Origin of the sequence: Nostoc sp. GT001 (assembly GCF_030382115.1) — a bacterium.
Classification (GTDB): domain Bacteria; phylum Cyanobacteriota; class Cyanobacteriia; order Cyanobacteriales; family Nostocaceae; genus Nostoc.
In genome coordinates this window covers 6,187,132-6,214,069 of record NZ_JAUDRJ010000003.1, presented here as the reverse complement: position 1 = coordinate 6,214,069, position 26,938 = coordinate 6,187,132, and the positions used below count along the sequence as shown (strand labels likewise).

27 protein-coding genes are annotated in these 26,938 nt (G+C 41.8%); 17 read left to right on the top strand and 10 right to left on the bottom strand.

The window, feature by feature from the left end:
• Nucleotides 1–101 precede the first annotated feature (101 nt).
• Entirely contained in the window at nucleotides 102–731 is a 630-nt protein-coding gene (locus tag QUD05_RS29060; RefSeq protein ID WP_289799093.1) for a precorrin-8X methylmutase, read from the top strand.
• A gap of 259 nt (nucleotides 732–990) precedes the next feature.
• Nucleotides 991–2,403: a right-handed parallel beta-helix repeat-containing protein gene (locus QUD05_RS29055; protein ID WP_289799092.1), complete on the top strand. Its 1,413-nt coding sequence runs from the start codon at nucleotides 991–993 to the stop codon at nucleotides 2,401–2,403.
• Nucleotides 2,404–2,611: 208 nt separating this feature from the next.
• On the opposite strand, the gene QUD05_RS29050 is transcribed toward QUD05_RS29055, so the two are convergent.
• From QUD05_RS29050 to QUD05_RS29025, 6 genes are all read right to left on the bottom strand, one after another.
• A complete protein-coding gene (locus QUD05_RS29050; protein WP_289799091.1) occupies nucleotides 2,612–3,298 on the bottom strand; it encodes a DUF8619 family protein in 687 nt (228 codons plus the stop codon).
• A gap of 32 nt (nucleotides 3,299–3,330) precedes the next feature.
• The gene (dapB, locus tag QUD05_RS29045) at nucleotides 3,331–4,167 is read right to left on the bottom strand and encodes a 4-hydroxy-tetrahydrodipicolinate reductase (protein ID WP_194041462.1); all 837 of its coding nucleotides are present in this window, start codon (nucleotides 4,165–4,167) and stop codon (nucleotides 3,331–3,333) included.
• Between the two features lie 421 nt (nucleotides 4,168–4,588).
• The gene (locus QUD05_RS29040) at nucleotides 4,589–4,768 is read right to left on the bottom strand and encodes a hypothetical protein (protein ID WP_289799090.1); all 180 of its coding nucleotides are present in this window, start codon (nucleotides 4,766–4,768) and stop codon (nucleotides 4,589–4,591) included.
• Nucleotides 4,769–4,783: 15 nt separating this feature from the next.
• Nucleotides 4,784–5,563, bottom strand: a complete 780-nt coding sequence (gene panB / locus QUD05_RS29035) for a 3-methyl-2-oxobutanoate hydroxymethyltransferase (RefSeq protein ID WP_289799089.1) — start codon at nucleotides 5,561–5,563, stop codon at nucleotides 4,784–4,786.
• Nucleotides 5,564–5,684: 121 nt separating this feature from the next.
• Entirely contained in the window at nucleotides 5,685–6,791 is a 1,107-nt protein-coding gene (locus QUD05_RS29030) for a ligand-binding sensor domain-containing protein (RefSeq protein WP_289799088.1), read from the bottom strand.
• A 42-nt stretch (nucleotides 6,792–6,833) separates the two neighbouring features.
• The gene (locus QUD05_RS29025; protein WP_289799087.1) at nucleotides 6,834–7,118 is read right to left on the bottom strand and encodes a hypothetical protein; all 285 of its coding nucleotides are present in this window, start codon (nucleotides 7,116–7,118) and stop codon (nucleotides 6,834–6,836) included.
• A 749-nt stretch (nucleotides 7,119–7,867) separates the two neighbouring features.
• Here QUD05_RS29025 and QUD05_RS29020 point away from each other — a divergent pair.
• From QUD05_RS29020 to QUD05_RS29000, 5 genes are all read left to right on the top strand, one after another.
• Nucleotides 7,868–9,298 carry a form I ribulose bisphosphate carboxylase large subunit gene (locus QUD05_RS29020; protein ID WP_069072882.1) on the top strand — a complete coding sequence of 477 codons (1,431 nt, stop codon included), beginning with the start codon at nucleotides 7,868–7,870 and terminating at the stop codon, nucleotides 9,296–9,298.
• Between the two features lie 100 nt (nucleotides 9,299–9,398).
• The gene (rcbX, locus tag QUD05_RS29015; protein ID WP_289799086.1) at nucleotides 9,399–9,806 is read left to right on the top strand and encodes a RuBisCO chaperone RbcX; all 408 of its coding nucleotides are present in this window, start codon (nucleotides 9,399–9,401) and stop codon (nucleotides 9,804–9,806) included.
• A 45-nt stretch (nucleotides 9,807–9,851) separates the two neighbouring features.
• Complete coding sequence (locus QUD05_RS29010) at nucleotides 9,852–10,181, top strand: ribulose bisphosphate carboxylase small subunit (RefSeq protein ID WP_069072884.1); 330 nt, start codon at nucleotides 9,852–9,854, stop codon at nucleotides 10,179–10,181.
• 413 nt (nucleotides 10,182–10,594) lie between these two features.
• Entirely contained in the window at nucleotides 10,595–11,140 is a 546-nt protein-coding gene (gene psbP, locus QUD05_RS29005; protein ID WP_289799085.1) for a photosystem II reaction center PsbP, read from the top strand.
• Between the two features lie 131 nt (nucleotides 11,141–11,271).
• Nucleotides 11,272–11,868: a Maf family protein gene (locus tag QUD05_RS29000; protein ID WP_289799084.1), complete on the top strand. Its 597-nt coding sequence runs from the start codon at nucleotides 11,272–11,274 to the stop codon at nucleotides 11,866–11,868.
• Nucleotides 11,869–11,952: 84 nt separating this feature from the next.
• On the opposite strand, the gene QUD05_RS28995 is transcribed toward QUD05_RS29000, so the two are convergent.
• Entirely contained in the window at nucleotides 11,953–12,183 is a 231-nt protein-coding gene (locus QUD05_RS28995; RefSeq protein ID WP_289799083.1) for a hypothetical protein, read from the bottom strand.
• Nucleotides 12,184–12,384: 201 nt separating this feature from the next.
• On the opposite strand from QUD05_RS28995, the gene QUD05_RS28990 reads away from it, so the two are divergent.
• From QUD05_RS28990 to QUD05_RS28975, 4 genes are all read left to right on the top strand, one after another.
• The gene (locus QUD05_RS28990) at nucleotides 12,385–13,122 is read left to right on the top strand and encodes a phycocyanobilin:ferredoxin oxidoreductase (RefSeq protein ID WP_289799082.1); all 738 of its coding nucleotides are present in this window, start codon (nucleotides 12,385–12,387) and stop codon (nucleotides 13,120–13,122) included.
• 952 nt (nucleotides 13,123–14,074) lie between these two features.
• Nucleotides 14,075–15,499: an HlyD family efflux transporter periplasmic adaptor subunit gene (locus tag QUD05_RS28985; protein WP_289799081.1), complete on the top strand. Its 1,425-nt coding sequence runs from the start codon at nucleotides 14,075–14,077 to the stop codon at nucleotides 15,497–15,499.
• 168 nt (nucleotides 15,500–15,667) lie between these two features.
• The gene (gene devC / locus QUD05_RS28980; protein WP_289799080.1) at nucleotides 15,668–16,822 is read left to right on the top strand and encodes an ABC transporter permease DevC; all 1,155 of its coding nucleotides are present in this window, start codon (nucleotides 15,668–15,670) and stop codon (nucleotides 16,820–16,822) included.
• 125 nt (nucleotides 16,823–16,947) lie between these two features.
• A complete protein-coding gene (locus QUD05_RS28975; RefSeq protein ID WP_289799079.1) occupies nucleotides 16,948–17,658 on the top strand; it encodes a DevA family ABC transporter ATP-binding protein in 711 nt (236 codons plus the stop codon).
• A gap of 206 nt (nucleotides 17,659–17,864) precedes the next feature.
• On the opposite strand, the gene QUD05_RS28970 is transcribed toward QUD05_RS28975, so the two are convergent.
• Nucleotides 17,865–18,689 carry a hypothetical protein gene (locus QUD05_RS28970; protein WP_289799078.1) on the bottom strand — a complete coding sequence of 275 codons (825 nt, stop codon included), beginning with the start codon at nucleotides 18,687–18,689 and terminating at the stop codon, nucleotides 17,865–17,867.
• 104 nt (nucleotides 18,690–18,793) lie between these two features.
• Between QUD05_RS28970 and QUD05_RS28965 the strand changes: the two genes are divergently transcribed.
• Together QUD05_RS28965 and QUD05_RS28960 are read left to right on the top strand one after the other, a co-directional pair.
• Nucleotides 18,794–19,591, top strand: a complete 798-nt coding sequence (locus QUD05_RS28965; protein WP_289799077.1) for an HAD family hydrolase — start codon at nucleotides 18,794–18,796, stop codon at nucleotides 19,589–19,591.
• A gap of 50 nt (nucleotides 19,592–19,641) precedes the next feature.
• The gene (locus QUD05_RS28960) at nucleotides 19,642–20,403 is read left to right on the top strand and encodes a Uma2 family endonuclease (RefSeq protein WP_289799076.1); all 762 of its coding nucleotides are present in this window, start codon (nucleotides 19,642–19,644) and stop codon (nucleotides 20,401–20,403) included.
• A gap of 86 nt (nucleotides 20,404–20,489) precedes the next feature.
• Here QUD05_RS28960 and QUD05_RS28955 read toward each other — a convergent pair whose 3' ends face one another.
• Together QUD05_RS28955 and QUD05_RS28950 are read right to left on the bottom strand one after the other, a co-directional pair.
• Nucleotides 20,490–21,200, bottom strand: coding sequence for a DUF4336 domain-containing protein (locus QUD05_RS28955; protein ID WP_069072893.1), 711 nt, complete (start codon nucleotides 21,198–21,200; stop codon nucleotides 20,490–20,492).
• Nucleotides 21,201–21,230: 30 nt separating this feature from the next.
• A complete protein-coding gene (locus QUD05_RS28950) occupies nucleotides 21,231–21,737 on the bottom strand; it encodes an MAPEG family protein (RefSeq protein ID WP_289799075.1) in 507 nt (168 codons plus the stop codon).
• Between the two features lie 287 nt (nucleotides 21,738–22,024).
• Here QUD05_RS28950 and QUD05_RS28945 point away from each other — a divergent pair, with 287 nt between their 5' ends.
• The 4 genes from QUD05_RS28945 to QUD05_RS28930 all read left to right on the top strand — a co-directional run bounded on the left by QUD05_RS28945 (nucleotide 22,025) and on the right by QUD05_RS28930 (nucleotide 26,873).
• Nucleotides 22,025–22,939, top strand: coding sequence for a helix-turn-helix domain-containing protein (locus QUD05_RS28945; RefSeq protein ID WP_289799074.1), 915 nt, complete (start codon nucleotides 22,025–22,027; stop codon nucleotides 22,937–22,939).
• Between the two features lie 849 nt (nucleotides 22,940–23,788).
• On the top strand, nucleotides 23,789–24,583 hold the full coding sequence (gene rpsB, locus QUD05_RS28940) for a 30S ribosomal protein S2 (protein WP_289800108.1): 795 nt from the start codon (nucleotides 23,789–23,791) through the stop codon (nucleotides 24,581–24,583).
• A 252-nt stretch (nucleotides 24,584–24,835) separates the two neighbouring features.
• Entirely contained in the window at nucleotides 24,836–25,780 is a 945-nt protein-coding gene (tsf, locus tag QUD05_RS28935) for a translation elongation factor Ts (RefSeq protein WP_289799073.1), read from the top strand.
• Between the two features lie 250 nt (nucleotides 25,781–26,030).
• Nucleotides 26,031–26,873, top strand: coding sequence for a hypothetical protein (locus QUD05_RS28930; protein ID WP_289799072.1), 843 nt, complete (start codon nucleotides 26,031–26,033; stop codon nucleotides 26,871–26,873).
• The last annotated feature ends 65 nt before the right edge of the window (nucleotides 26,874–26,938 follow it).

Genomic DNA, 26,938 nt, shown 5'->3' with positions numbered 1-26,938 from the left:
TTAGGAGTGAGTAGTTTAATTAACTTATAACTCCTAACTCCTAACTCTTAACTCTCTGAAGCTGATAAGCTGAAAGCTAATATTTGAGAAGCTCAACAAAAATGGAATGGCACGTAACTGATGCTCAAAGTTTAGCAATCATTGATAGTGAAATTGGCGATCATGTCTTTTCACCCGCAGAGTATGAGATTGTGCGTCGGGTAATCTACGCCACGGCTGACTTTGAGTATAAGTCTTTGATTCGCTTTTCTGAGCGTGCCTTGCAAGCTGGAGCAGCAGCGCTAGCCGCACGTACCACGATTGTGGTAGATGTGCCGATGGTACAAGTAGGTATTGCTTACGACATTCAAAACACCTTTGCGAATCCAGTGTATTGCAGCATGGAAGCTTTAACACGCCCTCAAAAAGAAAAGACTCGCGCCGCATGGGGAATAGAAACCTTAGCCAAGCGTTATCCAGAGGGCATTTTTGTGGTAGGTCAAGCACAAACGGCACTGACTGCACTGGTGGATTTAATTGAAGTTGAGGAAATTAGACCTGCTTTAATAATTGCAACTCCAGTGGGATTTGTAAATGTTGATGAAGCTAAGGAGCGTTTACAAGACTCTCTAGTGCCTCACATTATAATTGACGGTCGCAAAGGTAATGCAGTTGTAGCCGCTGCGATCGTTGATGGATTAGTAGACTTAGCTTGGCAAGCCTATGGACAAGATGGAAATCGAGGGAGCTAGGAAAGTCAGCTCTATTCTATTCTGTATCCAAAAGAGTATTCATCAATCACTGAATATCCTGATATTTTTGTTAAGTAACGCGGTGTGCAACTTTATCTCAAACCTAACCCCTTCCCTACTAGCGTTGGGGAGTAAGATTCAAAGCCTCTCTCCGCTTGCCTAACGGCAGGCTAACGCCAACGGGAAGAGAAATGGAAGTGGGGTTTTAAAAATAAGTCGCACATCGCGTTAAGTAGTGCTGTTCAAGGAGCCTTTTCTTGTGGTAATTCAAGGTTTCAGTTTAAGCGCATATCTTGCAATTCCTGTGATATTAAGTCTTTTGGCTGATGGAGAAGGAATAAAAGTATCTTTGGTTAAAAACGTTCGTCAGGTATCTACTAACAAAGAAATTATCCTATCCAGCCGTGAGCTAATCAGCACTAGGGCAACTCCAAAAACATACTATGTTAGTGGTGTTGGAAATGACACAAATAGCGGACTCTCTAGTTCATCCGCCTTTAGGACAATTCAAAGGGCAGCAAATCTGACTAACCCTGGCGATACAGTATTGATTATGAATGGAGTCTACAGGAATGCAAAACCAAGTGGGGACGTAGTATCTATTACTCGCTCTGGAACAGCAAATGCATGGATTAAGTTTAAAGCATATCCTGGACATCAACCGAAAATTCAACACAATGGATGGCAGGGAATTTTCATTCACAAGGGAGCGTCATATATTGAGATAAATGGGTTGGAGGTGATAGGAAATAATGCCAACATAACCCTTGATTATGCGATGAGTCAGAAAACTAACAAATTAAACCCGCTAACGAATGGAAACTGCATTAACATAGATGGACGAAAAGATGGTCATAGTCACCATATACGTATTGTCAACAACAAGGTACATGGGTGTGGAGGAGCAGGCATTTCCGCTATTCAATCGGACTATGTGACAATAGATAATAACGAAGTGTTCGATAATGCCTGGTATAGCGTTTATGGTTGCAGTGGCATTTCGATATTGAGCAGTTGGAATTATGACAACAAACGGGGATACAAGATGTTTGTTACTAACAACAAAACCTACAACAATCGGATGTACATCCCTTGGATTGCAGTCGGAAAGATCACAGATGGTAATGGCATTATTATCGATAGTACAAAAAATGATGAAAACCCCAAATTGGGTGCATATAAAGGATACACTTTAGTTAAAAATAATCTTGCATTTAATAATGGTGGATCGGGTATTCATGCATTTTTAAGCGAACATGTTGATATTGTAAATAACACAGCTGTTTTAAATAACCAAAGTCCAGAACTTAATGGCGGGCAAATATTTGCTCACACATCATCTGATGTCAGAATTCTTAGGAATATTCTTTATGCTTTTCCTGGAAAAAATATTAATAATAAGACTAAAAATAAAAATGTTATTTATGATTATAATGTCTACATTAATAGTTCTAAAATAAATGTTAAAGGGTCTCACGATATTGTTGCAGGCTCACAATTTTTAAGCAAGTATCCTACTCTAGAAAAAATATCCGGCGATTGGAAATCGCGGTTAGATAAACAAAATCCGCCAAAACGACCTTATGTAGAACCTAAGTCGGCAGGTTTTGCCTGCGGGACAGTGACTTATCGTTTGCAAGGGAAACTCATCAAAGTGGGATGCTCTCGTTAGCAAAAAGTCAGGAGAGATTTATCCCGAATCCAAATGCTCGAGTCTTTTGGGCAACTATCAAGAAGTTTTGCAGTTGAGAGCAAACTGCCGAAATATTTGCGATTAAGGCTCTTAATTACTAAACGACTCACACAATGCGTAAATGCAGGGTGTGAGTCTATCTCTATCTTGTACGTTTCTGAAAGAGAAGCCTGTACTAATTACCTCTTCAATCCTCTACTGTACGACGCCGACGACGCGGCTTTTGTTGTTGGTCTTCACGCAAGCGGCGACCGACTTCATTAAAGAAATCCCGCCGCAGAAAAGGATAATCGCTAACCCACAGGTCGCGATTGGGAAAGTATATATCGCTGAATTCTTCAATACTGCTCAAATCTGGACGATTTGACATCACTACCATTTCTGCAATTTGGCCGCGAGTAATAACTTTGTGGGCAGGACGCAATGGTGCTACAAACTCAATGGTAAATCCTGTATCATCACCTATCTCTAAGTTTATCTGTTTTTCTCGGTTTTCTATAATCACCAATTCGCCTTTGTTGTTGACTGTTTCGGTTTTACCTATCAACTGGTCTGTAATCCACCAATCTAGGACTCGACCACGGAAAAAGCCGCCATACTTGTAACGGCGGCATTGTAAATTCCGCATACTTGCTTGAAACACTGGATACCACAGCCAAAAAAANGCGCTAATTACCCCTAGCACAAATACTATTGAAGCAAACTCAAGCTTGAAAATAACTATTGCAAGCAAAATAACAACTACCGCAACTACAGAAATTAACAGCCGTTGCAAAAAATTTGAGAATTTCCCCCAGTAGTACTTATACTGCAAACCAGTGGCAATTAGGGGGACAACTTGTTCAAATTTCTGGCGAGTCAGTGGTACTAACATGAGTGCTAAGTAATAAATGCCCAATTGTGTGTTTAAAGTATCTTTTCTAATCCATATACTAACGACTTTAGCGCTAAGACTTTGCGAATCGCTAGTAGCACTCCTGGCATATAGCAAGCGCGATCGCTCGTATCATGTCGTAAAGTATAAATCTGTCCTGCTGCGCCAAAAATTACTTCCTGGTGGGCAATCAATCCCGGCAAGCGGACGCTATGAATTCTAATTCCTTCATCTGCGATACTGCCCCTCGCTCCTGCTAATTTTTCCGTTTCTTCTACAAGAGCAGGGTTAAAAGTTTTACCCAATTCTCCTAATAACTGCGCTGTTTGAATGGCAGTACCGCTAGGAGCATCAGCTTTTTGATTGTGATGCAGTTCGATAATTTCCACATGGTCAAAATATTTTGAGGCTGCGATCGCAGCTTGTTGCAAAAGTACCATCCCAATGGAAAAATTAGGAATAATTAGACAACCAGTGCTAGCTTTGTCTGCAAAGTCTGCCAAATCTTGAATTTGTTCTGGACTTAACCCAGTGGTGCCCACTACAGGACGAATACCGTAAGCGATCGCACTGCGAATATTGTCATAAACTGAATCGGGATGGGTAAAGTCTACAATCACCCCTGGAGGAGACTGTCTGTCACCAGCCACATACCCCAACATCGGTTCTAATTGATTGGTAATCGGCACTTCCAGAGGTTCGCTTAAACCCGCCAACTCCCCAGCATCTTTATCTTGATGTTCTAAACTGTAGTCAATTGCACCCACTAGGTTTAAGTCAGGTGCTTGTGCCACCGCCTTAACCACTTCACGGCCCATTTTGCCAGCAGCACCGTTGACAATAACCGGGATAGGAGCTTGATTCGTCATAGGTCGAGAAATACTTTTTGAGTCAACAAGGGAATTGTAAAGACTTTCGCGATCTAGTAGCTAGCTTCTCAAATTTTTGGCTTAGGGACTTCCAAGAAATAAATTATCCATTTTGTGGGGTGGGCATCTTGCCCGCCCTAGATATTGGGACGGGTGGGGACACCCATCCCACAAGAAAATTTGGGATGTTTTTATTTGGAAATCCCTTAATTCCACCTACCCTGAATTGTGCAGCTAATCGCTTACTTTTTCCACTCCTTAAAAGTTCGGTTCTCGTTTTCATCCCACTATCTTACCCAGTAACCCGTTTTATTTGCCGATCGTACTGCCTTGATAAATAGGGGCGGCGAATTACATCAGCCTTCATTTGTCAAGTCTAGTTGACTATTTGTAATATTATTGTTATATTTATTTACATAGCTTAGTAAAACCCAAAAGAAAGGTGCATAGCTAAAATTGCACCTTGTCTATTACCGATATAGTTTTGGTTGCATTGGGTGTTAACTAAGAAAAACAGACTTCGGTTTTGCAATATCCCATCGACATTTGGACTTCTCCCATTTACCTCGGCTATCAAGTCGGGGTTTTTTATGTTCTCCATTAGCAGCTTATTTCTTTAACTTTTCTCAGGAAACTTTCGCTCTCGCACTTCCACGGCATAATCTTGCACGGCTTTGGTAATCGTCTCACGCAAATTTGTGTAAACTTTGGCGAATGGTGGATGCTTTTGGGCCAGTCCGAGGACATCTGAGGTAACTAAAACTTGTCCATCGCAGTGAATTCCCGCACCGATACCAATTGTGGGAATACTCAATTTTTGGGAAATCTGCATTGCTAAATCTGCGGGGATATGCTCTAACACGAGGGAAAATACACCTGCTTGTTCGAGAGCGATCGCTTCTTGTAAAATTCTCTCACTAGCTTCTTGCGTCTTTCCTTGTTGTCGCAAACCCAGTTGATGTATTGATTGCGGTGTCAAACCCACATGACCCATGACTGGAATTCCAGCTTCTACTAAACGAGCTACAGTTTCGGTCATTGCTGGATAGCCACCTTCCAATTTTACCGCTTGAGCGCCCGTTTCCTTTAGTACTCGCCCAGCTGAGTGCATCGCTTGTTGGAGACTTTCTTGATACGTCAAAAAAGGTAAATCTACAACTACTAATGCCCGTTTCACCCCACGGCGTACAGATTTGGCATGATAGATGATTTCATCCAAAGTTATTGGCAGTGTCGTTTCATACCCTAAAACTACTGCCATAGAGTCACCCACAAGGATTAAGTCTACACCAGCTGCATCGAGGAGTTGAGCGATCGCATAATCCCAGGCAGTCAACGCGACAATTGAACGTCCCTGTTGTTTCCATTGAATTAATTGCTGGGTAGTGATTGCCATTTTTATAGGTGAGGAGTTAGGAGTTAGGAGCGAGGAGTTAGGAGTTAAGAGTGAGAAGTTAGGAGTTTTCAATTTCAAAAATTCTTTAATTTATAACTCCTAACTCATAACTCTTAACTAATCATTTAACGGCGCGGCTGAAAGCAATATGGGGTTTTGCACTGTCGGTTTTGGGCATTAACCAAGCTAGACCTTCACTAGTGCCAATCCATAATTTATTGCCGATGTCAGGTGCAAGGGTAAGAACCCGACTAGAAGGAAGTCCAGCAACTTCTTCGTCTAATACAGCTCCTGTATTTGGATTTAATCGTAACAAACCATTATTAGTCCCGACCCAGAGACTACCATCTTTAGCAAAACGTACCGCTGTCACGTCACGCCCACGCAAGCGAGTCACAGACCGCAACACTGCACCAGTTTTTGGGTTAATAACTAGCAAATTATTCGGCATTCCCGCCCAAATTAAGCCTTCTGGACTAATAGCTAAAGCTTGTACAGTCGTCCCTGGTAAATCGGCTATTCGCTTCATAATCGCAGCACTAGCAGTATTTACCCGCACCAATCCATCCAGAGTACCAACCCACAATTGACCTTCAGCATCTAAAGTCAAGGCGTTAGCGCTGACACCAGGCAGATTTTTTAATGTTGTCATAATCAAGCCTTGGTCGGGACTAATGAGAGCTAAACCGCTATCGGTTCCAGTCCACAAATAACCCCGTTTGTCAAGTAAGAGTGACAACACGCGTTTAGAAGGCAAAAATAAATTTTGTGCGGTGATTTCGTTAGTGCGGGGGTCAACTCGAACTAGTCCCTCATAACTTCCTACCCACAAACGTCCTACTTTGTCTTGGGCTAAAGCCCCAATGGCAACATTCGGTAAGCTAACACGAGAAATAATCTTGCCGGTTTTAGGATCGATCCGCGATAGTCCCCGCCATGAACCTACCCAAAGATTACCTGTAACATCTCCCAATAAATTACCAACACGATAATCAGTTTTCGGCGAATTTTCTTCAACGCCCCGCTCATCGGGCAAAGATTCTACTCGCGGTGGCGGTGCGGAAGATGGGTAAGCGGGGGTTACATCAGATGAATTAATGTCAGGGGTTTTTTGCGCCCATCCCATATTTGGCAAAGCTATCAACCCCAGCAAGATAGAAGTAATTAATAAACTAGTACGCTTGTAAAACAATACCACGGTGACATTTCCTTTGGAGACAGTACCCATAGCATTTACCTAAACTGGCTTTGGGTTAATTTCAGTGTTCCCTTAGCTGGTATTTTTTAAACATTGGGGATTGGGGACACAACTCTTGGAGAGGCTATGCCAACGACAAGCGGTAGTTGAATCTCGACTTACCTCGACTTCGCTCGGCACAAGTCGCTCGATTTCCGTGCAGCGATGCACTGAGCCTGTCCTGAGCGCAGCCTCTCGTAGAGAAGGGCGCAGTCGTTGTGTCGAAACTAGAGTGTATTGGTGGTAACTGGGGATTTCGCCATCTATTGGCGTGTCAAGGCTAAAATGTTGCAATAAATTTTCTTGTGGGGCGGGCATCTTGCCCGCTAATTAGGACGGGCTAGAAGCCCATCCCACAAGAGTTTGCTAATGCACAAATTTAGTCTTGACACGTCACGACCCGATCATTTCAGTCCTTTACAGTTATTAATGACATTTTGTAAAGCTTTTGTAACAAAAAGTTTAAATCTTTATGTAATAACAAAATTAAATAGATAAGTTAAAAACTTTCAAAGAATAACTTATCGAATTCTTGATATATTGTGAAACAAGTTACAAATTACGCGGTGTGCAATTCTTTTATCTTTTGCTCACCACTCTGCTAAATCTCTGTCAAGTAAATTCTTTTCTGGTATCTTTTCCAACAAAGGAAAAGATATAAGGAGTGTAAAGGCGGGAATGTGTGCCAGCCAGCCCAATCCCCTGAATACCCTGATTTATGGGGGAATTATCTAAATGCTGCCCACAAAAGGCGGAAGTTTTGGTGAAATTGAGAAGGTTTAGTTGGGTGCGAAGAAGAAGTAAAAAAGAATTTTGATTTTTAGCAAGAGGGAACAGTAGAAGCGCTAGGTCGTGTACCCCTAGAAGGGGAAAACACTGGTGAGGAGGGCTACCACCGCTACCAAAGTGTCCGCCGCAAAAAAACTGCTAACCTTTGCCAAAAACAATCCTTAACAAAAATTTTCCTGATCTTTTCTCCGATAAGGGGGGTAAGAGCTGAGTGATGGGAAGTTGCACAAAACGTGATTTGATAATTAACAAGAGTGATTTCAGGGAAGGATAAAATTATGTCTTACGCTCAAACGAAGACTCAGAGCAAATCTGGGTATCAAGCCGGGGTTAAAGATTACAGATTAACTTATTACACACCCGATTACACACCAAAAGATACCGATCTTCTAGCTGCGTTCCGTATGACACCTCAGCCTGGTGTTCCTCCCGAAGAAGCAGGTGCGGCTGTTGCGGCTGAATCCTCCACAGGTACTTGGACAACTGTGTGGACAGATTTGCTTACCGACCTCGATCGCTACAAAGGTCGTTGCTATGACATCGAACCAGTTCCCGGCGAAGACAACCAGTACATTTGTTACGTTGCCTATCCTTTGGACTTGTTTGAAGAAGGTTCTGTAACCAACGTTTTGACCTCAATTGTTGGTAACGTATTTGGTTTCAAAGCTTTACGGGCACTGCGTCTAGAAGACATCCGTTTCCCAGTAGCTTACATTAAGACTTTCCAAGGACCACCTCACGGTATCCAAGTTGAGCGCGACAAGTTAAACAAATACGGTCGTCCTTTGTTGGGTTGTACCATTAAGCCCAAATTGGGTCTTTCCGCTAAGAACTACGGACGCGCTGTATACGAGTGCTTACGCGGTGGTTTGGACTTCACCAAAGACGACGAAAACATCAACTCCGCACCATTCCAAAGATGGCGCGATCGCTTTTTGTTCGTAGCTGAAGCTATCAACAAAGCTCAAGCTGAAACCGGTGAAATTAAAGGTCACTACCTCAACGTCACCGCCCCCACCTGTGAAGAAATGCTGAAGCGGGCTGAGTACGCTAAAGAACTCAAAATGCCCATCATCATGCATGACTACCTCACCGCAGGTTTCACCGCCAACACTACATTGGCTCGTTGGTGCCGCGATAACGGTATCTTGCTGCACATTCACCGGGCGATGCACGCTGTAATTGACCGTCAAAAGAACCACGGTATCCACTTCCGTGTATTGGCTAAAGCCCTACGTTTATCTGGTGGCGACCACATCCACACTGGTACAGTAGTTGGTAAGTTGGAAGGTGAGCGCGGCATCACAATGGGCTTCGTTGACCTGTTGCGTGAAAACTACATTGAGCAAGACAAGTCTCGTGGTATCTACTTTACCCAAGACTGGGCTTCTCTACCTGGTGTAATGGCAGTTGCTTCTGGTGGTATCCACGTATGGCACATGCCCGCACTGGTAGAAATCTTTGGTGATGACTCCGTACTACAATTCGGTGGTGGTACTCTGGGACACCCTTGGGGTAACGCTCCTGGTGCAACCGCTAACCGCGTCGCCTTGGAAGCCGTTGTTCAAGCTCGTAACGAAGGCCGTAACTTGGCTCGTGAAGGTAACGATATCATCCGCGAAGCTGCCAAGTGGTCTCCTGAACTGGCTGTTGCTTGCGAACTGTGGAAAGAAATCAAGTTCGAGTTTGAAGCAATGGATACCGTCTGATCTGAGTTAACAGTTAAGAGTTAAGAGTTAAGAGTTAGGATTTGCATTAATTCATAACTCATAACTCATAACTCATAACTCTTCAGGGCTGGGGTCAAGCATGAATCTTAAGCAAATTGCGAAGGACACAGCCAAAACTCTCCAAAGCTATCTGACTTATCAGGCTCTAAGGACAGTATTGGCACAGCTAGGCGAAACTAATCCGCCATTAGAACTTTGGTTGCATAACTTTTCGTCTGGCAAAATTCAAAATGGTGAGTCATTCCTTGAGCAGCTGTTGCGAGAAAAACCAGATTTGGCTTTGCGAATCATGACTGTCAGAGAACACATTGCGGAAGAAATTGCAGAATTTTTACCGGAAATGGTTCGCACTGGCATTCAGCAAGCCAACATGGAGCAGCGTCGCCAGCATTTAGAACGGATCACACGAATAGACACATCTAACCCCAGTCTGCAACCAGAACAGCAAACAACTTCAGATCAGAATTTGGATAACTTATCCAATTAGTTCGGTCAATCTACTAGTAAAAATCGCAACCCATTATCAAAAGCTATGCAAACTTTACCAAAAGAGCGTCGTTACGAAACCCTTTCTTATCTTCCCCCTCTGTCTGATGCTCAAATCGCTAAACAGGTTCAGTACATCTTGAATCAAGGTTACATTCCTGCGATCGAGTTTAACGAAACTTCTGAGCCAACAGAATTATATTGGACAATGTGGAAGTTGCCTTTGTTCGGTGCTAAATCTACTCAAGAAGTATTGAGCGAAGTTCAAGGATGCCGCTCTCAATTCAACAACAGCTATATCCGTGTTGTGGGTTTTGACAACATCAAGCAGTGCCAAGTTCTCAGCTTCCTTGTTCACAAACCCAACAGATACTAAGTCTAGTTAGTTGGAATTAATCATGGGATAGTTCAAGTAATTTGTTTGTCCCCGTATAGGAGAGGTAGATAATTCTACCTCTCCTTTTTTATAATTAGGTGTTACGGAACATTGAGCTTTATCAGGACTTACGCAAAATTATGGAAAAACGAACCGCAAAGGACGCAAAGGACACGAAGGGAAGAAGGTTTCAGAGAGTTCTTGCGTAAGTCCTATTTATGATAAAACTCATCATGAAGCTCAATGTTTGCTTTCTAGTATCAGCAAACTGGAAAGACTAATATCATTGGAAACTTTAAGCATTTATACTTCACTATCTAATGCATTATCCGAAGCGTCCCGGTTGGTGGGAGAATAAAGACGAGAAATGATGCAAGCCTTGTGTTATCTCCAGCCCAAAGGAATCTGTAGAAATGTGGAAACGAATTGTATTAATTTTGCTATTGGTGTTGAGCTTCAGTCTGAGTAATTCGGATGTAGCGTCTGCTGCTGGACTCAAAAGCTTTGTAGACAGTGGTGATGGCTATCAGTTTTTATATCCTAACGGCTGGCTACCAGTTAAAGTTGCCGATGGGCCAGATGTGGTTTTTCATGATTTGATTGAGGTGTCTGAAAATGTTTCGGTTGTGATTAGCCCAGTTCCAGAAGGCAAAACTTTGTCAGAATTGGGAACCCCAACAGAAGTAGGATACAAATTAGGAAAAGCGGCTCTCGCGCCTCCTGACTCTGGTCGTTCGGCTGAATTAGTCAATGCCGCACAGCGAGAAGTAGACGGTAAAACATACTACCTTTTAGAGTATGAGGTTAAACTCCCCAATCAACAGGAACGACACAACATCGCCAGTGTCGCTGTGAGCCGTGGTAAACTTTTTACCTTCAACGCCTCAATTCCTGAAAAACGCTGGCAGAAAGTTAAACGGATGATTGATGAGGTTGTTAATTCTTTTTCTGTCTATTAATTGGGGAGTGGCAAGTAAGAATTTTAGATTTTAGATTTTAGATTTTAGATTGGAATTTAATCCAAAATTTAAAATCCAAAATCCAAAATTGAATAGCCCAATGCCCAATTAACAAATTTTTCTAAAATCTCATGAAAATTCCACTTTTTGTACTTGCTTCAGCTTCCCCAGCCCGACGCCGCTTGTTGCAAACTGTTGGTATTGAACCGATAGTTCGAGCAAGTGACTTTGATGAGTCGCAAATTGAACTAAGTGAACCAGCAGAATTGGTCAAAACTCTTGCCCAGTATAAAGCGGAAACTGTAGCCCCACAGTTTGAATCAGCTTTGATTATGGGTTGTGATTCAGTTTTGTCCATCAATGGTGAAATTTACGGCAAACCAGCAGACTTCTCTGAAGCGATCGCTCGTTGGCAGATAATGCAAGGTAACTTTGGCGATTTGTACACAGGTCACGCTTTAATTGACCATGACCAAAATCGAACTTTAGTCAAGTCACAAGTTACAAGAGTTTACTTTGCTCAAATGAGCGAAAAGGCAATTAAAGCTTATGTTGCCACTGGTGAACCACTCAAGTGTGCTGGAGCCTTTGCCATTGAAGGTTTTGGAAGTTTCTTCGTAGAAAAAATTGCAGGCTGTCACAGCAATGTAATTGGACTTAGTTTACCCCTGCTGCGCCAGATGCTAAGTGAATTGGGATACGATGTCACTGATTTCTGGCAGCAATAGTCCCTTGTCTAAAGTTATTAACCAATGAGTAATGAGTAATGAGTAATGAGTAATGAGTAATGAGTAATGAGTAATGACTAATAACTAATAACTAAATTGCCTGATATTGAGTATTGCCTCTCCATGATCTGGAATCCAGGCTAGCCACTCATCTGCTGAAACCGGACACAATAAAAGTGCTTCGTCAAAACTAAAGGGGTTGGGAAGTTGTAAAAGGTTTACCCAAGTAGAAGCTCTGAACCTCTGTAAACCTTCCAGATTATTGTGCCTTTTTGTTTGCATAGCAAAATCTGGTCTATGAGAATCTAGTTTCATAGCTTTCTATTAACCTTCACAAATGGGTTAATCTAAAATTATTTCTGTAACCTAGACTACAAAATAAATAATCCTTGTGAAAAGCATCTGTCTTATAAATTTACGTTGGCTGGGTGCAAGTGTTTGCTTATATTGCAGACCAGAACAGGTATGGCACGACAGGTTGTAGACTGGCCATTAGATCGCATTCCCAACTAGAATATGTCATTTACTTCTATGCCCTCGCTGCGTGAGCAACAACATCCCCTAATTCGTCAGCTAGCTGATTGTATTGAGGCAGCTTGGCATCAACACCTGGATTTATCCCCTTACCATTTGCCTAATGAGTTGGGGTATGTGGAAGGTAGATTAGAAGGCGAAAAACTGACGATTGAAAACCGTTGCTATCAAACGCCCCAGTTTCGGAAAATGCACTTGGAACTGGCAAAAATCGGAAATATGCTGGATATTTTGCACTGCGTCATGTTTCCCCGTCCAGAATACAACCTGCCGATGTTTGGTTGTGATTTAGTTGGGGGTAGAGGCCAAATTAGTGCAGCGATCGCAGACCTTTCTCCAATTCACGTAGAGCGCACCTTACCAGAATCTTATACTTCTGCACTGACACAGCTAACAGTGCTTAACTTTTCCCAACCCCGTGAATTACCAGAATGGGGAAATATTTTTTCAGATTTCTGTATCTTTGTCCGCCCCAGTTCCCCAGAAGAAGAAACAATGTTTCTCTCGCGGGTGCGAGAATTTTTAGATATTCATTGCACCCAAGCGATCGCCTCACATCCTGTTTCAGTTGAACAAGTCACCCAAAATCTTGCCGGACAACACAACTACTGCACCAAACAGCAGCAAAATGATAAAACCCGCCGCGTACTAGAAAAAGCCTTTAGTCCAGCTTGGGCAGAAAATTACATGACCACAGTTTTATTCGACCTCCCAACTTAAAATAATTCGTAATTTGTAATTCGTAATGCCGCTCACGGACTCGCTAACGTCATTAAGTTTTGTAACTCTTATAAGACAAGAGCCACAAAACTTGCATCTGTTAGTTGCTATGCAACTTAAACCCCCCAAATTAGTTAATTATTTCCCTCATCTCCCTCATCTCCCCCATCTGTAGGCTCTGCTACGTTTTCAGCTAATGGATAAATGTAGAATTCATTCAACGAGAGTTTTATGGAGTTCCAAAACAGAACAGGGAGAATAGTAAGGTCTTTGAAGCGAATATCACAAAATGGTTTGTTGTCCTAGTAGGTGCAAACAACTAGAGACAGCTAACTCATTGACCAGAAAGTTAAGGAAACTCTGATGTTAGGAATGTTTAAATTGACAGACATTTTTTAGTTAGTTAATCGTTGATTGACTTAAGGAAGACTAACTTTTTTAGCAAGATTGTGTCCAACAAAGGCAACAGTCTATTTTTGATGTTTCTTTTCAATTTTGTGACTAACTATAGCCGTAGTGAATGTAGCAGTAAAGTACCGCATCATACCAATTTAGAATTTTTTATAGAGATGTGATATATCGCGTCTCTATATCTAGATTCATACTGCTTGTGAATTCTGCTAACTCCCATTGCACTCATGTCTCAATAATACTCAGAGTTATTGCATAGTCAGCTACTATAGCGTTTCTTAGTTTCAATACAGACCTAATCCCGCCCCTTAGTAAGCCTCAAAGCCGTTTGGAGAAAGGTCAAAGTGTATTGCATACATAATGATCGGCTATAGAAAACACCATTTTGTAAAGCCATAGTGTTGAACGTTCATCACACAATGGATTTTTAAGCCATACCCAGCTTGAAACCACTGTTGTTTGTCCTAACAGCTGGCTGTTGATTAAAAACCTTTTTATTTTTACTTCCATCAGCACAATTCAGGTAAATGGGCAACATACTATGTCAAGGGTGACTGAAAAGCCGAAGCCAAGTGAACAGACACTAAATCATGAACAACCTAAGATTTGGTGGGGTATTGCTGTAGCTGTGCCAGTAGTAATCGCTGCTGGGATACTAGGTACGGCTAAAATCGAGCAGTTAAGAAAACTAGCTACATCCGTACCAGTAATGCCATCTACCAATAGCATTAGTGCTGTAGGGCGTTTGGAACCGCGAGGCGAAGTTGTTAAATTGTCCGCCCCATCATCAGGATTAGCGCCATCGTCACGAATTCAGCAACTTCTGGTGAAAGAGGGTGAAAAGGTAAGGCAAGGTCAAATTGTGGCAATTTTGGACAATCGCGATACCCAAATAGCCGGACTACAAGAGGCAAAAGCGAAAGTCCAAGAAGCCCGTGCGAATTTGGCACAAGTCAGGGCTGGTTCTCCCAGAGATATTCAAGCTCAAAGAGCAGTTATTGCTCGCCTACAAGCACAGTTAATTGGCGAAAGGAATGCAGGGCAAGCAGCGATCGCGCGGGTTGCAGCTCAGTTAAGTGGTGATAAACTTGTCCAACAAGCAACCGTGAATCGCCTAGAAGCTGAACTTAGTGGGCAAAGAGATGCTCTGAGAGCAACGGTTGTACGTATTAAAGCCGAACAGCGCAATGCTCAAGTCGATGCCGGACGCTATGATTATTTATACAAAGAAGGTGCTATTTCTCAGCAAGAGCGGGACAGAAGACGCTTGAGTGCAATAACTGCTAATCAGCAGGTGGCTGAAAGCCAAGCTACCCTAAAGCAAACATTGGCAACCTTGCGACAGCAACTTGCGGAAGCTAGAGCCAACCAAATACAAAATTTAGCAACTTTGCAACAGCAGTTAATCGAAGCTAAAGTTAACCGCGATAAAACTGTCGCAACTTTGCAAAGACAAATCGATGAAGAAAAGGCCAAACTAAGCAGAATTTTAGATGTTAGTCCTACCGATGTGCAAGTAGCACAAGCTCAAGTTAGTAATGCGATCGCAAATGTCAGAAAAGCCGAAGCAGAACTAAGATTAAGCTACGTTCAAGCACCAATCGCTGGAGAGATTTTAAAGGTTTACACCAAATCGGGTGAAGCGATCGGCGCAAATGGCATTGCTGAAATTGGGCAAACCAACCAAATGTTTGTAATTGCTGAAGTCGCTGAAGACAGCATTGGTAAAGTCCGTCTTGGTCAAAATGCTACTATCACCAGTGATAACGGCGCATTTAGCGGCGAATTAAAGGGAACTGTCACTGATATTGGCAGAAAAATTGGTAAAAAAGATGTGCTGAATACAGATCCAGCCGCAGATGTGGATGCCAGAGTTGTAGAAGTGAAAATTGCTCTATCTCCAGAAGATAGCCAGAAAGTTTCTGGTTTAACTTACGCCAAAGTTATTGTCGATATTAATAACTAATTAAGTTGTCGGTGAGCAGTAATCCTAATCCATAATTTGATATTTTGGATTAAAAATATTCTTGAATGGTCTGTTTAATCAATTTTAAACATTCTATCAATTCTGTACGGGTGTCACCATAATGGGTTGAAAATCTAAAATTGCTACTCTTGTTGAGACGCCTATAAAATGAATCAAAAAATACCTCTATCGTGGCTACAACTGACAAGAGAAAAAACTCGTCTGGCTGTTGCTTTAGCAGGAATTGCTTTTGCCGATATTTTAATGTTTATGCAACTCGGCTTCCGAGATGCTCTGTATTATAGTAACGTTAGATTCCATAACAGCTTGCAAGGCGATATTGTTTTAATTAATAGTCAATCTAACGCTATATTGGCGATGAGAAGCTTTTCTCAACGACGATTATATAAAGCTTTAGAATTACCCGCAGTTCAATCAGTACATCCGATCTATTTGGACTTTACAATTTGGAAAAATCCTGTTACAGGTCGTCCTCGGAGTATCCTAATTTTTGGAATGAACCCAGAAACTAACCTAGTTAACTTACCTGGAGTTCAGGAAAATTTAGATAAACTTAAACTACCTGATGTCGTTCTATTTGACCGTTCTTCTAGAGTAGAGTATGGGCCGATCGCTACTAATTATGATCAAGGAAAGCCTGTAACAGCAGAAGTACGAAGGCGGCGAATTAAAGTAGGAGGACTCTTTACATTAGGTGCATCATTTGGTGCAGATGGTAATTTAATTACGAGCGATCTCAACTTTTTCCGAATATTCAGTAATCGTCAAAAAGGATTAATTGATATTGGGCTAATTAGATTAAAGCCGGGAGCAGATGCTAATGTTGTTGCCCAACAATTACGAAAGTATTTACCTAATGAAGTAAATGTTTTAACTAAACAAGAATTCATTGATTTTGAGCGGAGCTACTGGGCGAATAGTACAGCTATTGGCTTTATTTTCACATTAGGGACTGTCATGGGTTTCATTGTGGGGACTGTGATTGTTTATCAAATTCTTTATACAGAAGTCGCAGACCACTTAGCTGAGTACGCTACTCTCAAGGCGATAGGTTACACGCAAAACTATTTATTGACGGTCATTCTTCAAGAAGCTTTATTACTAGCAGTTTTAGGCTATTTTCCTGGAATAGTTTTTGCCTTATTTATGTATGATAGTGCCAGAAATGCAACACTCTTACCAGTTTTTATGAGTTTTGAACGAGCTACAATGGTATTGATTTTGACTATGCTAATGTGTATTATTTCTGGTGCGATCGCAGTTAGAAAATTACGCTCTGCCGATCCAGCAGATATCTTTTAATTAATATTGTATTAATTAAAAGATATTAATAATAAGTTTGACTTATGATAAAAACTAAGCAAATTTAATTTCTGACAGCCACTACAGTTAAATTTTGGAAATACTAATTTATAACTAACAAAAATATGATGGAAAAAGAACCTGTAATCGCCATTAAAAATCTCAATCACTTCTATGGCAAAGGCTCACTGAGAAAACAGATATTATTTGATATCAACCTAGATATTTATCCAGGTGAGATTGTGATTATGACCGGGCCATCAGGTTCAGGTAAAACAACCTTACTGAGCTTAATTGGTGGTTTGCGGTCTGTACAAGAAGGAAGTTTAAAATTTTTAGGTGAAGAACTTATTGGCGTCAGTCAAAGCAAATTAGTGCAGATGCGACGCAACATTGGTTATATTTTCCAAGCTCACAATTTGCTAGGTTTCTTGACAGCCAAGCAAAATGTGCAAATGGCAGTAGAATTGAACGATAATATTTCTCAAACAGAAGCAGTGGCTAAATCAAAAGCTATGCTGGGGTCTGTTGGTCTAGAAGAACGAGTTGATTACTACCCAGACAATCTTTCTGGTGGACAAAAACAAAGAATTGCGATCGCTCGCGCCTTAGTGAACCGTCCTCCTTTGGTACTAGCAGACGAACCAACAGCAGCATTAGACAAACAATCAGGACGCGATGTTGTAGAAATAATGCAGAGTCTAGCCAAAAATCAGGGAACTACTATCTTATTGGTGACACACGACAACCGGATTTTAGACATAGCCGATCGCATTGTCGAAATGGAAGATGGTCTTTTAACCCGTAATTCCCCCAATACAGTTATTCAGTCATGATTTTTAGTCATTTGTCCTTTGTGAATGACCAATAATATCATGTCTGTTTAAACACTTATAATATTTGTAGGTTGGGTTGAAAAACCCAACATTTGATCCTTGTTTATGTTGGGTTTCACTGGTGTTCAACCCAACCTACATTGATAGATTTTATTACAAGTAATAACCTGAACTTGATATGACCAATGACCAATGACAACCATAATTTATTGTCTAGCCGAGCCTGATTTTTTAATTCCAGATGACTTTGGTGGAGTTGGAGTATTTGGTTGGCGACTGGTACGAAAAGTTACATTCACCCCTTCATTCGATTGTTCCAGCACAAGTAGAGGCGTAGGTTTAGCCTTTTGATCCCAATGCATAGTAGCAATCCGACCTTGAATTATTGGTTGCCAACTATCTTCGTCTTCTATGGGGCTTAAATAAGTTTCTATACAATCAATAATTTGACTAATAGTCGCAGAAGTTGCTTGCGTCGGTAACTTCATTAACTTGATTTGAATCCGAAACAGCACCCGTTTAGCAGAATTCCCTGGACTACCAGTTTCATACTCGACATCAAAAATTTCATCTACTTGCCGTCCAGCACTATTAGCGATTCCAACTGATCCTTGTTGGGCTTGACTTGGACGCAGAGCTTGAGAAATTTTTTCTTTGATCTGAATCTTTATTTGATTAAGAATTGCAAAGTGAAACACCTCCTCTGACATCCGCATCCGCAGATAATCCAGGTTAAAATCCCGTGAGTTCACCAAATCGGGATTAGTTTCCATTTTGCGAATTGTTTCCAGCGCCAGCTTAAACTTTTTCTCTAGTTCTCGCGCGCGGAAGTGTTCAAACTTAAGTTTTTTCTCCAGCCTATCCTTCTGGAGTTTAATATATACAATCAAAGCAATCACCACTAAAGCCAGTCCTCCAGAAGTTACCAACAGTAATGGTGGTATTTGAGGATTACTTGCTGGCACTTCCTGGGATGCCTTTTTAGTAGTCTTTTTCCCAGAGGATTGGGCAAGAAACATTGAAGTGGACATGGTGGGAAACTGAAAAACTTGACTCCTGATGTTTAGGATGCCCAAATCTTCAGGGTCATCTTGCTGTATGATTAATATTTTTTACAGCCTTTTACAAACCGTATATGTCCAGAGATTTGAGCCTCCCTCCCCTATCAGAGGTTTCATCTATTTGCCTGAGCAATATTCGTCTGATAGCCACAGATATGGATGGCACCCTGACTAGACGAGGAAAATTTACTCCCGCACTGCTGCAAGCTTTAGAGGATTTAGCCGCAGCTGACATTAAAGTGCTAATTGTCACCGGACGTTCGGCTGGGTGGGTAAGTGGATTGAGTAGCTTGATGCCAGTAGCAGGTGCAATGGCAGAAAATGGCGGTTTGTACTTTCCACCGGGGAACCATAAACCAGTAGTTTTAACACCCATTCCCGATTTAGTTAAACATCGCCAGCAGTTAGCTACAACTTTTGAGAATTTACGAACTAAATTTCCCCAAATCCAAGAATCTGCTGATAATCGCTTTCGCATCACCGACTGGACTTTTGATGTAGCTGGTTTGCTTCAAGATGAACTACAAACCCTAGATAGTCTTTGTCAACATATGGGTTGGGGATTTACCTATAGCAATGTGCAGTGTCACATTAAACCCCAAGGACAAGATAAAGCTGTGGGATTGTTGCAAGTATTGCGCGAATATTTGCCCCAGTACTCATCAGAACAAATTGTCACTGTTGGCGATAGTCCCAATGATGAAAGTTTATTTGATCAGCGTTATTTTCCTATTTCTATAGGCGTGGCAAACGTGCTGGAATATATAAATCAGTTGAAATATCACCCTGCTTATATTACTAGCGCTGCTGAAGGCGAAGGATTTTGTGAGTTATCTAGTTATATTTTGAAAAGCTTGCACATCTCAAGCTAGGAAGAACTAGAGTTGTTCTACAATAATTTTGTAGCGCTGATTTTACAACCATGACGGCTACTTTACCTGTTAGTGTCGAATCAGAAATATTTTACCCCAGTGCTGATGGTCAACCAGTGGCAGAAACCTACGACCACCTTTATGCCTTACTAACTACCTTAGAAGTCCTGAAACAGTATTTGGCAAATCGTCAGGCAACAGTATTAGGAAATCAATTCCTTTACTATGCACAGGGCTTTCCTAAGTTGCGGGTAGCCCCAGATGTGATGGTGATTTTTGATGTTGCACCTGGCGGTCGGGACAACTATAAAATCTGGGAAGAAGGTCAAGTACCCACAGTTATTTTTGAAATGACATCTTTTGGGACTAAGGGACAAGACGAAATCTTCAAAAAGACCCTCTATGAGCAGTTGGGTGTCAAGGAATACTGGCTATTTGATCCTAAAGGCGAGTGGGTGGAACAACAGCTACGTGGTTATCGTCTGCGGGGAGAAATCTACGAACCTATAGAAGATGGACGCAGTGAACCATTACTACTGCGTTTGGTGATTGAGGGAAGGCTAATTGGGTTTTATCGAGAAGATACTGGGGAAAAATTACTCATCCCTAATGAACTGGCAGAGGCTTTGGGGCAGGAAGTTTTAGCAAGGCAGCAGGCAGAAGAACTGGTAGAACAAGAACGCCAACGAGCAGAACAAGAACGCCAACGAGCAGAACAGGAACGCCAACGAGCAGAACAAGCAGAATTGCAGATAGAACAGTTAAAGGCAAGGTTGCGATCGCTCAATGTAGACCCCGATACTATTCAGTAACGGGTGGGGCTTTTTTGAAAAGACTAATTTTATTTTGGTATAAAGTTCAAAAACAGAATTATATATTTTATGTGAGTAAAGTATCACTACAAAGGAGTTTCTAAAAACCACTCATAACCAGCTTTAAACTGAGATTTACCATTTTGTTCAATTATGCTGCCATGCGCCATGATTACTCGTTCAAAATCCCAAGTGAGAAGCTGTTGAATTGACCATTTAACTTTGACTTTATCCTGAGTTGCAAATTTCTCCAATAACGATGGACGAAGTTGGTTGTAACCACCTAGAAGTTTGGCTACTAACCTTGTGCTTGGCGAACATTGATCATCAAAATGGAAAACTGTATCTGTGACAATCAAAGTCCGGCTTTTGACATGAAAAAAGACGCATTCATTGAGTGGTGAAAATCCACTAGTATCCAGTGTGTTAAAGCCTTGTACTAATAAATATTCAACCCCATCAATCAGGTGAATAGTGCGATCGCTAATAATCTGGTCGATTTGCAAATCTGGTCGTTTCCGCTCTAGACCAGATACTACCCATAGTTTGGCACGAGGATAGCACAGCTTGAAGTCAGCAACAAATAGATGATGATACAAGTTGGGGGCGACGATGTAAATAACTTCTCCCAATTGATTTAGCTCATTGATAGTTGCGTCATCTATACCAATAGGTGAGATCACCATTAATTTACCACTGGTTAGACGAATCACAGTCATCCTCGTCCCTACTTCCAAGCCAAAATATTTTAGGGGTTGTTCAGCAACCCAAAGGTCAGTATCAATTGCTTTAAGCATTATAATTTTTGAGTTAGAACCGTCGCTGGACTATAAAAATTGCTGCACGCTGTAGTAAAGACAAGCCAGACTGCCGACGATATAAACTAGCCAAGTTCCGAAAAAACCGATCGCCCTGCCCGGTGATGGGCCATAAGTCTGTATTAATCCCCAGGCATGGGCAATCCGAGCTACTGTCAATAGAGTACCTAGCATCCACAACAGTCCGTTAAGAGCTTGCATCCACTCTAGGGCAATTAGGAACATGAGGCTAAGGGGTACGTATTCTGTAAAGTTCCCATGCGCTCGGATAGTACGCTGTAACACCCCATCTTCCATGTTTTTCGTGACAATAGATTGTTGTGTTATTTTTTCCACAAACTCTGCCCAAGTATTCGGATGATCTAAGTAATTGGGCTGTGAGGCAACCTCAGATAAAGATGCACCATGCCAAATCCGAGTACGGGTGCGTTCCATTGCCACTCGATAGGATAAACCTAGAGCAAGTAGCCCATGACAGCCGATAAAGAAGGTTGAAATAGGAATCAGAACAGGCATTGACAATCACTCGAATCGAAATCATAACTTTGAAAATACTTGCCTGCAATTGTTACTGTCTTTTCAATTCTTGCGGAATATCGAAATCTACTTTTTGAGACAATCAGGTTGAAGTATTTAACAAACAGAATTCAGGAGCCAGAATGGGCTAAACGCCCCGCTACCGCTAACAGAATTTAATTCTGTGTGAGTGGCTTATGAATAAAGGGGTTTAAGTCCCCCACCAAATTAATTCTGGATTTTGCATTCTTCTTCAAATTGCTGTTAATACTTGATTGCCTCTGCCCATGAATCTGCTAAAAGAGTTTTTGTTCAATCCCCCAGAATGTAAAATTCCTCTTGATCAGCCCCCACTAGAAGCTCTACCGCAGTGGGGACACTGGCTAGAAACACCAGAGTTGATGGTAGCAATTATTCCGCCAGGACATTTAGAAGTCAATATTCGCTCACCACTTAACCTTGTGGTAACAAGTTTTGGGGAAACTCGTGGGATTGCTGCCTTCAATGCTGATCGACTGCAACCTTACCAAGCGCTACCAGGAGGTTTTGATATTGTGCCTCAAGGCAGTACTTATAGTTCGGTGGAAGATGCTTCTTGTTTTGTGGTGTTTGGATATTCCCAATCTTTTCTAGAGCGGATAGTCAAAGTGGAAGCAGAGGGACAGAAAATTGAATTACAGCCAGGGCAAATTCCCAAAACTCATTGGGGCTTGAGTGCTGCGATCGCTATGCAAGAATTTTTTGATAATGGACAAATTGGTGGTGCATTTTACTTAGAATCGGTTGCAACGGCGGTGTTAGCACAGATTATTCACCGACGTTCAAATCTATCTGGACGGCTCAAACGTCCACCAGAGTTTTTAGACCCAAATTTGTTAAAGTCTGCCTTGGAATACATCAGAGCACATCTATCCGAGGAACTTAACCTGAACCAGATTGCTGCTACGGTAGGATTTAGTCCCTACCATTTCGCACGAGCATTTAAAGTCACAACTGGACTATCGCCTTATCAATATGTCCTCCGGTGTCGGCTGGAACTTGCCCAAAAACTCTTACAAAACCAAAAGCGATCGCTAGCACAGGTAGCCGCAGAAGCGGGATTTGGCAACCAAAGTCACATGACATCTGTGTTTCAACGAATGCTACGCACAACTCCCAAGCGATATCAGCAAGAAATGAGTAGTATTTTAGACCATACATAAAACTTTATGTGTAGTTTTCTGCAAGACGGTTTGAAAAACTTGATCCTCTCTGGGTTTGAAAACTTGCTATATCTGAATTTTTCACAACAGAAAATCAAGCCTTTCCAGATCATCTTCCAGGTTTTTGGTTATATCTCAACCCAATGCCAAGTAAACAATTTGTTACCTGCATCTTTGCTATATTTATTACCTTAGAGAGAATACAATAGATAAATCTCTAGCGCGTTTCAAACTAGTAAGTCTCAACAATACTGATTTAATTGATCAGACTGTTTTATACAGTCATTTGCAAGCAAAACTGAATCAAAGGATAAATAAACCGCCAGCTTTTTAAGCACCCAGAGACGCTAAGAGACTAATAGATACTTCAAGGACAGGTTAGCGTTTTATTTCCTACTTCCACTAGAAAGTCCAAGACCGATGTAGAGTCAAGAATTTACCTTCAAATACTGAGGTATCAAATTCTGCAAGAAATTGAAAGATTTTTTGGCAACTTGTTCAGTGGTATAGTCAACCGCTTTAAGTATTCTGCGATGGACGCTGCCGATCGCAAAATGAGAGAAACTATCGACGAGCAGATCGAACAACGGCGACAAAAACCCAAACCCCAAGATCGAGAAGACCGCGAGTAGACTTTTAAAACAGCAAGATTTTCATTACTAAGTGGCTGCCCGATTGTTGAGTAGGCAGCACTATCTTTTTGACCTCACTCGGTCAAGCAACTACAACTCTTCGGAATATGCTAACCTAGTATGGTTAACTAATCTCGCACATCTAAGAATTCGGGTGTTTCCCGATTGGGAAATACACTTGGATGGAGGTTTAACCCGAATCGGAGTTGAAAAATATATGCCAGTAGTTTCATTGGCTCAAATGATGGAGTCAGGGGTTCACTTTGGGCATCAGACCCGGCGTTGGAACCCAAAAATGTCTCCCTACATTTATACTTCCCGCAATGGCGTGCATATTATCGACTTGGTGCAAACTGCCCAGTTGATGGACAATGCTTACAACTACATGCGATCGCACGCAGAACAAGGGAAGAAATTTCTTTTCGTCGGCACCAAGCGCCAAGCAGCTGGAATTATTGCCCAAGAAGCTAGCCGTTGTGGTTCCCACTACATTAACCAACGCTGGTTGGGTGGAATGTTGACCAACTGGGCAACCATTAAAACACGGGTTGCTCGGCTAAAAGATTTAGAACGCCGTGAAGAAACTGGCGCACTAGATTTATTGCCGAAAAAAGAAGCATCAATGCTACGTCGGGAAATGACGAAGCTTCAGAAATACTTGGGCGGCATTAAAACAATGCGGAAAGTCCCCGATATCGTGGTAATTGTAGACCAACGGCGGGAATATAATGCAGTTCAAGAATGCCAAAAGCTGAGTATTCCCATTGTGTCCATGTTGGATACAAACTGTGACCCCGATGTAGTCGATATCCCCATCCCAGCAAATGACGATGCTATCAGGTCAATTAAGCTGATAGTCGGAAAATTGGCAGATGCCATTTATGAAGGTCGTCACGGTCAGCTGGATGCTGAAGATGATTACGAAGATTACGACGGTAGTGAGTATGACGATGACTACGAAGAAACCGAATATACTGATGCCGTAATTCCCGACGAGGAAACAGAAGAATAGTGCTGAGTGAAGAGTGCTGAGTGCTGAGTCCTGAGTAAGATAGAAAGACTCAGCAAATTGAATAGTGCTGAGTCTTGATTTTTGAAGTTGTAAGTTGTGATTTGTCAATGAAGAATAAAATTGATAACTGAACACTCAAAACTCAGCACGGGCTAAACGCCGAGCTAACGCTAACAAAACTCAGTACTCAGTACTCAGTACTAAATTAGGTGAGTGATTACAACTCGAGGTCAAGTTAGGAATTGAGGCAACATGGCGGAAATATCTGCAAAACTCGTCCAAGAGCTACGCCAAAAAACTGGTGCTGGCATGATGGACTGCAAAAAGGCGCTGATAGAGACTGAAGGCAACGTAGAAGAAGCCGCAGACTGGCTACGCAAAAAGGGCATCTCTAAGGCGGGAGCAAAAAGCGATCGCATTGCGGCAGAAGGTCTAGTAGACACTTACATTCAACCCGGAGGTCGGGTGGGTGTACTCATAGAAGTCAACTGCCAAACCGACTTTGTTGCTCGTAACGAGGCTTTTAAAGCTTTAGTTAAGAATCTAGCAAAGCAAGCAGCGACAGCTGATAGTGTTGAGTCTTTGTTAGCTCAACCCTATATTGAGAATGAAAGTGCGACTGTAGAAGAATCCATCAAGCAAACTATCGCCACCCTTGGTGAAAACATCCAAGTGCGCCGCTTTGTTAATTTTGCAATAGCAGAAGGCACACAAGGTGTAGTAGACAGCTACATTCACACTGGTGGTCGAGTTGGTGTATTAGTAGAACTGGGTTCCCAAACTGAGTCAGTAGCTGCTAATTCAGAGTTCCAAACCTTGGCACGGAACACTGCAATGCAAGTTGCGGCTTGTCCCAATGTCGAGTATGTGAGCGTAGACCAAATCCCCGCCGAAATTGCCCAAAAGGAAAAAGACATTGAAATGGGCAAGGATGATTTGGCGAACAAGCCTGAAAACATCAAAGAAAAGATTGTTCAAGGACGGATTGAAAAACGCCTGAAAGAATTGACTTTGCTCGATCAGCCTTACATTCGCGATCAGAGTATTTCCGTGGAAGACTTGATAAAGCAAGTGAAGGCACAATTAGGCGAAGAGATTCAAGTGACTCGCTTTGTCCGTTATATATTGGGCGAAGGCATTGAAAAGCAAGAAATGAGCTTTGCTGATGAAGTCGCTGCACAAATGGGCACTAAGTAATATTAGTTAGGAGTTAGGAGTTAGGAGTTAGGAGTTAATAGGAAGTTAGCTTCATAATTCATAACTTATAATTCTTAATTCCTAACTGCTTAAAGGACAGGTCAAGCAAATAGCCTGACCTGTATTTTATTTAAAAAAGACAGAAAATTTCGCATTTGATTTAAAATCTAAAATTCTCTGAAAAGTTATCCTAAAATAAGTTTGTACATTTGTACTATGTAATGGTTCAGATGGGCAAGAGCGAAAAAATATGGCAAGAGCAATCGAGCGAATTGAGCAGGATATTGCAGCACTCCAAGAAGCGATCCGGGCGATCGCAATCGAACTACAAAGCGCTTATGCTAGTTATCTAAATACCTTGGGACTAGCTGTACGCAAACAGTTGATTCTCGCAAGTTACCACCTCTGCACTCAAGGATATCCCGAAAACTTTCTGCATTTGTCATTGAATCAGCGCCAACAATTGCAACAAGCTATTCGTAAGTTGGGTCAACTGGCAGCTGAACAATTGCTCATTTATCTTACAAGTGAAGAATCAGGGGAAGATGAAGTAGATGAGATGGATGAGGTAGATGAGGAAGTAATATCCTCTTCATCTTCACTATTTCTGAACACTTATAATTCTCAGTATCTCACTGCCAACACCTCCGATCCGATAGAACTGGCAAAATGGCAACAGAAATTAGAAGAGGTTGCCCAAGAGATACTGAAACAACTTTCGCACGATGCTAATCTTTTGTTACAAAAAGCTGGAGTATTGCCGAAAAAATTACCAGAACCGATTTTAGCAGCAGCGGCGGCAGCATCAGAAGCATCTGCGGAGGTCATGCCAGGGCCACCCAATTTATTAAACTTAGTAATTGAAATTGAAAATGAGCAACAGTCAGAAGATTCTGGACTGACTCAAATTATGGCTATTAACTTGCGACTAGGAGAAATTGAATTTGCTGATGTGACACTTTCCTCCGATCGCAAGCGAATCCGCAGTATTTTAGTTCAGCTAAACAAACTAGGAAGAGAGTATAAAAAGAGATATAAAGAAAAAGCGATCGCTGAAGCGGAAGCTGCATGGCGTGCTAGTTGGTTTGAATAAAGTTATGAGTTATGAATTATGAGTTATGAGTTATTTATTCCTAACTCCTAACTCCTCAACACCAC

Excerpts from the sequence above, each read along its gene's own strand:
- QUD05_RS28945 (WP_289799074.1), top strand. The coding sequence starts at position 22,025 with ATGAATCTGCTAAAAGAGTTTTTGTTCAATCCCCCAGAATGTAAAATT.
- QUD05_RS29000 (WP_289799084.1), top strand. The coding sequence starts at position 11,272 with ATGAAAATTCCACTTTTTGTACTTGCTTCAGCTTCCCCAGCCCGACGC.
- dapB (WP_194041462.1), bottom strand. The coding sequence starts at position 4,167 with ATGACGAATCAAGCTCCTATCCCGGTTATTGTCAACGGTGCTGCTGGC.
- QUD05_RS29040 (WP_289799090.1), bottom strand. The coding sequence starts at position 4,768 with ATGGAGAACATAAAAAACCCCGACTTGATAGCCGAGGTAAATGGGAGA.
- QUD05_RS28975 (WP_289799079.1), top strand. The coding sequence starts at position 16,948 with ATGATGGAAAAAGAACCTGTAATCGCCATTAAAAATCTCAATCACTTC.
- QUD05_RS29025 (WP_289799087.1), bottom strand. The coding sequence starts at position 7,118 with ATGCCCGCCCCACAAGAAAATTTATTGCAACATTTTAGCCTTGACACG.
- rcbX (WP_289799086.1), top strand. The coding sequence starts at position 9,399 with ATGAATCTTAAGCAAATTGCGAAGGACACAGCCAAAACTCTCCAAAGC.
- QUD05_RS28985 (WP_289799081.1), top strand. The coding sequence starts at position 14,075 with ATGTCAAGGGTGACTGAAAAGCCGAAGCCAAGTGAACAGACACTAAAT.
- QUD05_RS28970 (WP_289799078.1), bottom strand. The coding sequence starts at position 18,689 with ATGTCCACTTCAATGTTTCTTGCCCAATCCTCTGGGAAAAAGACTACT.
- QUD05_RS29010 (WP_069072884.1), top strand. The coding sequence starts at position 9,852 with ATGCAAACTTTACCAAAAGAGCGTCGTTACGAAACCCTTTCTTATCTT.
- QUD05_RS29020 (WP_069072882.1), top strand. The coding sequence starts at position 7,868 with ATGTCTTACGCTCAAACGAAGACTCAGAGCAAATCTGGGTATCAAGCC.
- QUD05_RS29060 (WP_289799093.1), top strand. The coding sequence starts at position 102 with ATGGAATGGCACGTAACTGATGCTCAAAGTTTAGCAATCATTGATAGT.
- QUD05_RS28990 (WP_289799082.1), top strand. The coding sequence starts at position 12,385 with ATGTCATTTACTTCTATGCCCTCGCTGCGTGAGCAACAACATCCCCTA.
- QUD05_RS28930 (WP_289799072.1), top strand. The coding sequence starts at position 26,031 with ATGGCAAGAGCAATCGAGCGAATTGAGCAGGATATTGCAGCACTCCAA.
- psbP (WP_289799085.1), top strand. The coding sequence starts at position 10,595 with ATGTGGAAACGAATTGTATTAATTTTGCTATTGGTGTTGAGCTTCAGT.
- devC (WP_289799080.1), top strand. The coding sequence starts at position 15,668 with ATGAATCAAAAAATACCTCTATCGTGGCTACAACTGACAAGAGAAAAA.
- tsf (WP_289799073.1), top strand. The coding sequence starts at position 24,836 with ATGGCGGAAATATCTGCAAAACTCGTCCAAGAGCTACGCCAAAAAACT.
- QUD05_RS28955 (WP_069072893.1), bottom strand. The coding sequence starts at position 21,200 with ATGCTTAAAGCAATTGATACTGACCTTTGGGTTGCTGAACAACCCCTA.
- QUD05_RS28960 (WP_289799076.1), top strand. The coding sequence starts at position 19,642 with ATGACGGCTACTTTACCTGTTAGTGTCGAATCAGAAATATTTTACCCC.
- panB (WP_289799089.1), bottom strand. The coding sequence starts at position 5,563 with ATGGCAATCACTACCCAGCAATTAATTCAATGGAAACAACAGGGACGT.
- QUD05_RS28950 (WP_289799075.1), bottom strand. The coding sequence starts at position 21,737 with ATGCCTGTTCTGATTCCTATTTCAACCTTCTTTATCGGCTGTCATGGG.
- QUD05_RS29030 (WP_289799088.1), bottom strand. The coding sequence starts at position 6,791 with ATGGGTACTGTCTCCAAAGGAAATGTCACCGTGGTATTGTTTTACAAG.
- QUD05_RS28995 (WP_289799083.1), bottom strand. The coding sequence starts at position 12,183 with ATGAAACTAGATTCTCATAGACCAGATTTTGCTATGCAAACAAAAAGG.
- QUD05_RS28965 (WP_289799077.1), top strand. The coding sequence starts at position 18,794 with ATGTCCAGAGATTTGAGCCTCCCTCCCCTATCAGAGGTTTCATCTATT.
- rpsB (WP_289800108.1), top strand. The coding sequence starts at position 23,789 with ATGCCAGTAGTTTCATTGGCTCAAATGATGGAGTCAGGGGTTCACTTT.